Annotated in this window: 6 protein-coding genes and 1 pseudogene; all 7 read left to right on the forward strand. The window is 71.2% G+C overall.

Features of this window, described 5'->3' with window-relative positions; genetic code table 11:
• Positions 1 to 213: pseudogene (locus DBR36_RS17485) on the forward strand (hypothetical protein); the annotation flags it as partial.
• A gap of 4 nt (positions 214 to 217) precedes the next feature.
• Positions 218 to 2,011 (forward strand): penicillin-binding protein 2, encoded by a 1,794-nt coding sequence (locus tag DBR36_RS02075; protein WP_108317360.1) that lies wholly within the window; start codon positions 218 to 220, stop codon positions 2,009 to 2,011.
• Between the two features lie 64 nt (positions 2,012 to 2,075).
• Positions 2,076 to 3,488 carry a UDP-N-acetylmuramoyl-tripeptide--D-alanyl-D-alanine ligase gene (gene murF, locus DBR36_RS02080; protein WP_108317361.1) on the forward strand — a complete coding sequence of 471 codons (1,413 nt, stop codon included), beginning with the start codon at positions 2,076 to 2,078 and terminating at the stop codon, positions 3,486 to 3,488.
• Positions 3,485 to 4,591 carry a phospho-N-acetylmuramoyl-pentapeptide-transferase gene (mraY, locus tag DBR36_RS02085; protein WP_108317362.1) on the forward strand — a complete coding sequence of 369 codons (1,107 nt, stop codon included), beginning with the start codon at positions 3,485 to 3,487 and terminating at the stop codon, positions 4,589 to 4,591. The genes murF and mraY overlap by 4 nt, the downstream gene beginning before the upstream one ends.
• Entirely contained in the window at positions 4,573 to 6,108 is a 1,536-nt protein-coding gene (gene murD / locus DBR36_RS02090; RefSeq protein ID WP_375136043.1) for a UDP-N-acetylmuramoyl-L-alanine--D-glutamate ligase, read from the forward strand. The genes mraY and murD overlap by 19 nt, the downstream gene beginning before the upstream one ends.
• A gap of 10 nt (positions 6,109 to 6,118) precedes the next feature.
• Complete coding sequence (ftsW, locus tag DBR36_RS02095) at positions 6,119 to 7,366, forward strand: putative lipid II flippase FtsW (protein WP_108317364.1); 1,248 nt, start codon at positions 6,119 to 6,121, stop codon at positions 7,364 to 7,366.
• A 40-nt stretch (positions 7,367 to 7,406) separates the two neighbouring features.
• The coding region (locus DBR36_RS02100) for a glycosyltransferase (RefSeq protein ID WP_108317365.1) at positions 7,407 to 8,330 on the forward strand (924 nt) is incomplete at its 3' end.

Consider the following 8,330-nt stretch of genomic DNA (forward strand, 5'->3'; position numbering starts at 1 on the left):
GTGAACAACTCGCTGATCGCCGGGGTGCCGCTGGTGACCGACCCGGCCGCCTCGACCACCGAACCCGCCGCTCCGACCGCCTCCAACCCCGCCGAGGGTGCCGCGGTCGCGCCGGACGGTCCCTCGCGGCCCGCCGACGCCCCCGCGCCCGCGACCGGATCGGCGACACCCCCGCCGATCAGCGACGGTCTGCCCACGCCCGCGACACGATAAGCGCATGACGACAGCAGCCTCCCGGTCCCCGCGCCGCCGCACCGTCATCGCCCTCGCCGTCGTCCTGATCGTGCTGGTCGCCTTCGTGGTGCGCCTCATCGACATCCAGGTCGTCAACGCCCGCGAACACGTCGACGACTCCCTCTCGATGGGTCTGCAGAGTTCGCGCGTCGAGTACGCCTCGCGCGGGTCGATCGTCGACGAGAACGGCATCCCCCTCGCCAGCAGCGTCAACCGCTACGACGTCCAGATCGACCCCATGCTCGCGGCGAAGGGCATCACCACCCGCGACGACGACGGCGACGAGACCACCACCGAGTGGCCGGAGCTGGCCGCCCGCATCGCCTCGGTCACCGGTCAGGACGCCGCCGAGGTGCAGAAGACCGTCACGGATGCCGTGGCCGACAACCCCGACTCGCGCTACGCCATGATCGCCCGGAGCGTCTCGACCGAGCAGTACCGCGCCCTCGTCGCGCTGGGCCTGCCGTTCCTGAGCTTCCCGCCGCAGGCCGGACGCATGTACCCCGACGGAGCGGTGGGCGGCAATCTGCTCGGCTTCGTCGGCAGCGACGGACAACCGCTCGAGGGTCTTGAAAGCGCCGACGACTCCTGCCTCGCCTCGAGCAACGGCAAGGTCGTCTTCCAGCAGAGCCGCGACGGCGTCGTGCTGCCGGGAACCGAGGTCGTCACGCAGCCCGCCGTCGACGGCGGCACCCTCACGCTCACGATCGACCGCGATCTGCAGTGGTACATGCAGCAGCTCATCGCCGAGCAGGCGCAGAACACCGGCTCGCTCGGCGGCACGATCACCGTGGTCGAGGCAAAGACGGGCAAGATCCGCGCTCTCGCCGAGTACCCCACGGTCGACCCCAACGACCCCACCGCCTCACCGGCCACCGAGCGCGGCAGCGCCGCCTTCCGCGACCCCCACGAGCCCGGCTCGACCATGAAGGCGATCACCGCGGCGATCGGCCTCGACAGCGGCTCGTTCTCGACGGGCACGACCGTGACGGCGTCCTCGAGCGAGACGCTGCCCGGGGGAGCACGGGTATCGGACTCGTTCGCGCACCCCGCGAACACCTACACGCTCACGGGTGTGCTGATCGACTCCTCGAACGTCGGCATCTCGAAGTTCGGCGACATGATCCCCCTCGACACCCGCGTGTCGTACCTCGACAAGTTCGGGCTCACGCAGCAGACGGCCGTCGGCTTCCCCGGCGAGTCCGGCGGCATCATGCGCGACCCCTCGTCGTGGGACAAGCAGACCTTCTACAACACCACCTTCGGTCAGGGCATCTCGGTCACCGTGCCGCAGCTGGCGGGCGCCTACCAGACCATCGCCAACGGGGGCGTGCGCATGCCGCTGTCCCTGGTCGAGAGCTGCACCGCGGCCGACGGGACCGTCACCGACGTGCCCGACGCCCAGGGCACGCGCGTGGTGTCCGAGGACGCCGCGCGCACCGTCTCGCAGATGCTCGAGAACGTCGCCACCCAGGGCACGCTCGCCAACCAGGTCGCCATCCCCGGGTACCGCATCGGCATCAAGACGGGTACCGGTGAGAAGACCGACCCCGTCACGGGCGCCTACAAGGGCGATGCGTACTTCACGACGATGATCGGTTTCGCCCCGGCCGACGACCCGCAGTACGTGGTCGAGGTCAACCTGGACGAACCGCGGACGGTAAAATCGTCCGCGGCCACCGCCCCCGCGTTCCAGAAGGCCATGACGCAGGTTCTCAAGAACTACCGCGTCATCCCCTCGGGAACCACGACCCCCGAACTGCCCAAGTTCGGCTGAGACACCGCCGACGCCGGTCTCGTCTCGGTAACGAATGCGACACGGAAAGGGCGTCCGCACAGCTATGATCCCCACCCCGCTCTCCCACATCGCCGACCTGCTCGGCGGGCGCCTCGTCGTGCGCCGCGACGACACCCCCGACACGCTCGTGTCCGGACTGGTCGACACCGACTCCCGCCTCATCGAGCCCGGCGGCGTCTTCGTCGCCAAGCCCGGCGAGACCACCGACGGCCACCTCTTCGTCGGCACCGCCGTCGAGCGCGGAGCCGTCCTCGCCCTGGTCGAGCGCGAGCTCGACGACGACGTGAGTCAGATCGTCGTCCCCGACGTCGTCGCCGCTCTCGGCGCGCTGGCGAGCGACGTCGTCGCGCGCGTGCGCGCCCGCGGCGACCTGAAGATCGTCGGCATCACCGGCTCGAACGGCAAGACGACCACCAAGAACCTCCTCGCCCGCATCCTCGAGGCCGAGGGCGAGACGGTGGCGCCGCGCGCCTCGTTCAACAACGAGGTGGGCGCCCCGCTGACCATGCTGCGCGTCACGGATGCCACCCGCTACCTCGTCAGCGAGTTCGGCGCGAGCGCCCCCGGCGCGATCGCCCGCCTCGCCGGTCTGGTGACCCCCGACATCGGGGTCGTCCTGATGGTCGGCATGGCCCACGCCGGGGGCTTCGGCGGCATCGAGTCGACCTTCCACGCCAAGAGCGAGCTGGTCACGGCCACCCGCGAGGGCGGTCTCGCCGTCCTCAACGCCGACGACCCCCGCGTCGCCGCGATGGAGCCGATCGCGCGCGAGCGCGGACAGGACGTCCGCTGGTTCGGTCGCGGCGAGCGCGCCCAGGTGCGCGCCCTCGACGTCGAGGTCTCGGCATCCGGGACCCGCGCCGAGCTGCTCGTCGACGGCGAACCGCACACCCTGACCCTGCGGGTGCTCGGCGAGCACCACGTCATGAACGCCCTCGCGGCCCTGGCCGCCGCCACCGCCCTGGGCGTCGCGGCCGCCGACGCGATCGCGCGGCTCGAGACGGTCGAGATCGCCGAACGCTGGCGCATGCAGCCGATGGGCTCGGACCGCGTGCGCATCATCAACGACGCCTACAACGCCAGTCCCGACTCCATGGCCGCGGCGCTTCGCACCCTCGCGCAGATCACCGGCCCGGGCGAGCGCACCGTCGCCGTCCTCGGCGCGATGAGCGAGCTGGGGGAGTACGCCGACGAGGAGCACGACCGCGTGGGGCTGCTCGCGGTGCGCCTGCGCATCCAGCGGATCGTCGTGATCGGCCCCGAGGCGCGGCGCATGTACCTCGAGGCCATCGCGCAGGGCTCGTGGGACGGCGAGGCCGTGTTCTTCGCCGACGCCGACGCCGCGTTCGCCTATCTCGAGACCGAGCTGCGCGACGGCGATCGGGTCCTGGTGAAGTCGTCCAACTCGGCGGGGCTTCGTCACCTCGGCGATCGACTCGGGGAGCGTTTCGCGTGAGATCTCTGCTGACTTCGGCGGCGATCTCGCTCGCCTTCACCCTGTTCCTCACCCCGGTGTTCCTGCGGTGGTTCCGCAAGTGGGGCTGGGGACAGGTCATCCGCACGCCCGAGAACGTGCACAACCCCTCGCACGGTGCCAAGCGCGGCACGCCCACCATGGGCGGCACGATCTTCATCCTCGGCACCATCGTCGGCTACCTGATCGGCTCGTTCGCCGGGAACAACCCCCCGACGATGTCGGGTCTGCTGGTGCTGTGGATGATGCTCGGCTTCGGCGTCGTCGGGTTCATCGACGACTACATGAAGGTGCGCCACCAGAACAGCCTCGGCCTCTCGGGCTGGCGCAAGATCGCCGGTCAGATCATCGTCGCGGTCCCGTTCGCGATCGTGGCGCTGAACTTCCCCAACTCCGTCGGACAGACGGCCGCGTCGGGATACGTCTCGGTGTTCCGCGACATCCAGCTGCTGTCGTTCTTCGCGCTCGGGCCCATCCTCGGCTGGCTGCTCTACCTCGCGTGGATCTCGCTCATCGGCACCGCGACCTCGAACTCGGTCAACGTCGCCGACGGTCTGGACGGCCTCGCGGCGGGATCGGGCATCTTCGTCGTCGGCGCCTACAGCCTCATGGCGTTCTGGCAGAACAAGCAGGTGTGCGCGGACGTGCTCGACCCGAGCGTGCAGGCCGGCTGCTACGCCGTGCGCGACCCCTTCGACCTGGCGATCGTGTCCGCCTCCTTCGTGGGCGCCCTCGTCGGCTTCCTCTGGTGGAACGCGCCCAAGGCCAAGGTGTTCATGGGCGACTGCGGTTCCATGGCGATCGGCGGCGTGATCGCGGCCCTCGCGATCTTCACCCGCACCGAGCTGCTGCTCGTGCTCATCGCGGGCGTCTACGTCATCGCGTCGGGCTCGGTCATCCTGCAGCGCGCCTACTTCAAGATCACGAGGGGCAAGCGCCTGTTCCTCATGAGTCCCCTTCATCATCACCTCGAGATGCGCGGGTGGCCCGAGGTCACCATCGTCGTGCGCATGTGGATCATCGCGGGCCTGCTGGCCGTCTCGGGCATCGGATTCTTCTACGTCGAATGGCTCTCACGCGTATGACCGACCTCACCACCCTCACCAGCTGGCACGCCGACTGGAAGGGCCTGCGCGTCGCCGTGCTGGGCCTGTCGGTCACGGGTTTCTCGGTCGCCGACACGCTCGCCGAACTCGGCGCCGACGTGCTCGTGGTGACGGAGCAAGCGGATGCCGAGTACGGCCGCCTGCTGCCTGTGCTGGGCGTGCGCCTGCACGAAGGCCCGCTCGACACCGTCCCCGCCGAGCTGGCCGACTTCGCGCCCGAGGTCGTCGTCGCCTCGCCCGGATTCCCCCCGCACCACCCGGTGATCCGCTGGACGCAGGAGCGGGGCATCGCCCTCTGGGGCGACGTGGAGCTGGCGTGGCGCGTGCGCGACAAGGTCGTCCGCGCCGACGGCCGCCCCGCGGAGTGGGTGCTCATCACCGGCACCAACGGCAAGACCACGACGACGCGGCTCACGGCCGAGATGCTGGTGACGGCGGGTCTGCGCGCCGCGCCCGTCGGCAACATCGGCACCCCCGTCCTCGACGCGGTGCGCGACCCCGGCGGTTTCGACGCCCTCGTGGTCGAACTGTCGAGCCACCAGCTCTGGTACCTCAACCTGCAGCAGGGGGCGGATGCCGTCTCGCCCCACGCCGCGGTGTGCCTGAATCTCGCCGACGACCACCTCGAGTGGCACGGCGGGGCCGACGCGTACCGCGCGGCCAAGGCCGGCGTCTACGCCCGCACCCGTGTCGCCTGCGTGTACAACAAGGCCGACGTCGCCACCCGCGAGATGGTCGAGGACGCCGAGGTGGTCGAGGGTGCCCGCGCCATCGGCTTCGACCTCGGCGTTCCCGGGCCCAGCGACCTGGGCGTGGTCGACGGCATCCTGGTCGACCGGGCCTTCCTCGAGGAGCGCGCGACCTCGGCGCTCGAACTCACCACCGTCGCCGATCTGGCCGAGCACGGACTCGCCGCCCCGCACATGGTGGCCAACATCCTCGCCGCCGCCGCTCTGGCGCGGTCGCTCGGCGCGACGCCGGCGCAGATCTTCGACACGCTCGAGCGGTTCCGCCTCGACCCCCACCGCATCCAGGTCGTGGGCGCCCATCGCGGCGTGACCTGGGTCGACGACTCGAAGGCGACCAACCCGCACGCGGCGGCCTCGTCGCTCGCGGCGTATCCCGGCGCGGTCTGGATCGTGGGCGGCCTGCTCAAGGGCGTCGACGTCACCGACCTCGTCCGCCAGCGCGGGGCGTCCGTGCGCGCGGCCATCGTGATCGGCACCGAACGCGGAGACATCGTCGCGGCGTTCGCGCGACACGCCCCCGCGGTGCCGCTGTTCGAGGTCGACCACGCCGAGACTGAAGACGTCATGGCCCGGGTCGTCGAACTGGCGGCGGGTGTGGCCCGGGACGGAGACACCGTGCTCCTGGCTCCCGCGGCGGCATCCTTCGATCAGTTCTCGTCCTACTCCGACCGCGGTGAGCGCTTCGCCGACGCGGTGCGGACGTGGATCGCGGGCCAGGGCGACGGAGCGACTCGACTGACCGATTGAGGAGACACGCGTGACCACGACGGCGCCTCCTCCCCGGCAGAGCTCTGAAGAGCCCGCCCGCCCCGGACTCACCGCCCGCGTCTCGCTCGGCCGGGCCTTCCGCCCGGTCCCCAGCGAGTTCCTGCTCATCACCTCGGCCGCCCTGCTGCTGACCCTCTTCGGGCTCGTGATGGTGCTCTCGGCGACCTCGGCGCTGGACGGGGCGCAGAACCCCTTCGACCACGTGCTCAAGCAGGGCGTGTTCGCGGTGGTCGGCATCCCGCTCATGTTCGTCCTGAGCCGCGCGCCGCTGCGCTTCTGGAAGCGCATGGCGTGGCCCGCGCTGATCGCCGCCACGATGTTCCAGCTGCTGGTGTTCACCCCGCTGGGCATCTCAGCCAACGGCAACCGCAACTGGATCAACCTGGCCGGCATCCAGGCGCAGCCCGCCGAGTTCCTCAAACTCGCCCTCGCGCTGTGGCTCGGATACGTGCTGTTCCGCAAGCAGACGCTGCTGGGCGACTGGCGTCACGTCTTCATCCCCATCGTGCCGGTGGCGGCGCTGGTGATCGCCACGGTCATGGGCGGTAAAGACCTCGGCACGACGATGATCCTCGTGCTCGTGCTGCTGGGGGCGCTGTTCTTCTCGGGCGTGCGCCTGCGCATCTTCCTGCTGCCGGCGATCGGCGCGCTCGGCGCGATCGCGCTCTTCGCGCTGACGAGCCCGGACCGCATGCGCCGCATCATGAGCTTCCTCGACCAGGACTGCCTCGCCAACTACCTCGGTGACTGCTACCAGCCGTTGCACGGCATCTGGGGCCTCGCCGCCGGGGGAGTGTTCGGTGTGGGACTCGGCAACTCCGCCGAGAAGTACGACTGGCTGCCGGCCGCCGCGAACGACTACATCTTCGCGATCGTCGGCGAGGAGCTCGGCCTGATCGGCTGCGTCGTCGTGCTGGCGCTGTTCGCGCTGTTCGCGGTCGGGGCGTTCCACATCATCCGCCGCACCGACGACCCCTTCGTGCGCATCGTCGCGGGCGGCATCACCATCTGGATCGTCGGTCAGGCCATGATCAACGTCGCCGTGGTGCTGCGCGTGTTCCCCGTCCTGGGCGTGCCGCTGCCGTTCATGTCGCAGGGCGGCACCTCGCTGCTGTCGGTGCTGATCGGCTGCGGCGTGCTGCTGTCGTGCGCGCGGACCCTGCCCGATCGCCGCGCGGCGGTGGCGGCCCCCGCGCGCCCCGCGCGTCGGGCTGCGGCGCGGCGGACCCGCGGCTGATCGGGCGGGAACCGCCACCCGGCCTGGTTAGGGTCGTACGGTGACGACTTACCTGCTCGCCGGCGGCGGCACCGCCGGCCACGTGAACCCCCTCCTCGCCGTCGCCGACGGCCTGCGCGCGCGCGACGCCGCGGCCGACGTGCTCGTGCTCGGTACGCGCGAGGGTCTGGAGGCGCGGCTCGTGCCCCTGCGCGGCTACGAGCTGCTGATCGTGGCGAAGGTGCCGTTCCCGCGGCGTCCGAACCGTGCGGCGGCGGTCTTCCCTCGGCAGTTCCTGGCCGCGGTGGCGCACGTGCGGCGGCTCATCCGCGAGCGGGGCGTCGACGTCGTCGTCGGTTTCGGAGGCTATGCGGCGGCGCCGGCGTACGTGGCGGCGCGGCGCGAGCGCGTCCCCTTCGTCGTGCACGAGGCCAACGCCAAGCCGGGCCTGGCGAACGTCTTGGGTGCCCGGGCAGCGGCCGGGGTCGGCACGGCGTTCGCGGGCACGCCGCTGCGCGGTGCGAGAGAGGTGGGGATGCCGTTGCGCCGCGAGATCGTCGAGCTCGACGTCGCGGCCACCCGCGCCGCGGCGGCCGCGCACTTCGGCCTCGACGCCGGGCGGCCGACGCTGCTGGTGTTCGGGGGGTCTCTGGGCGCGCTGCGCCTGAACACGGCGTTCGGCGGCGCGTGGCGCGACGTGCTCGACGCCGGCTGGCAGCTGCTGCACGTGACCGGTCAGAACTCCGACCTTCCCGACCCGGGCGCGCAGGGGTACGCCGTCGTGCGGTACGTCGACCGCATGGACCTGGCCTTCGCCCTCGCCGATCTCGTGGTCTCGCGATCGGGTGCCGCGACGGTCAGCGAGATCAACGCGCTCGGCATCCCGGCCGTCTACGTGCCCTACGCCGTCGGCAACGGCGAGCAGAGCCTCAACGCCGCCGCCGCGGTGCGGGCGGGGGCGGCGATCCTCATCCCCGACGGGGAA

This window comes from Microbacterium sp. HMWF026 (assembly GCF_003061325.1).
GTDB lineage: Bacteria > Actinomycetota > Actinomycetes > Actinomycetales > Microbacteriaceae > Microbacterium > Microbacterium testaceum_E.